This is a genomic window from Halomonas sp. SIMBA_159 (assembly GCF_046536035.1).
Classification (GTDB): Bacteria; Pseudomonadota; Gammaproteobacteria; order Pseudomonadales; family Halomonadaceae; genus Vreelandella; species Vreelandella venusta_A.
In genome coordinates, this window is record NZ_JAWJBT010001029.1 from 1 (window position 1) to 255 (window position 255).

Sequence of the window (255 nt, forward strand, 5' to 3'; positions counted from 1 at the left end):
AGACGAATTTTCTTATGATGTTTTTCCATACGAGGTTGTGGATTACACACGCTCAGAGACTGCTCGGGCCTTATCGCTTCCGGCGAATATTGAAAAAGGCAAAGCTCATACGATCATCATGGGCCCCATTCCGGAGGATGCGCTCACGACAGAAACCGCCATTTCGCTCAACTTCAGCCATTTCCATTACGATTTCAATTGGGAGGCTTTTCCGCCAGATTGACCATACGGCGCATCACGTTTGTGAAAAGCCCC

At 48.6% G+C, this 255-nt stretch carries 1 protein-coding gene; it reads left to right on the forward strand.

The genetic code is table 11. From position 1 onward, the window contains the following. Positions 1 to 223, forward strand: a 223-nt coding sequence (locus R0J87_RS22390) for a hypothetical protein (RefSeq protein WP_498889073.1), incomplete at its 5' end; no start/stop codon positions are given. Between the last annotated feature and the right edge of the window lie 32 nt (positions 224 to 255).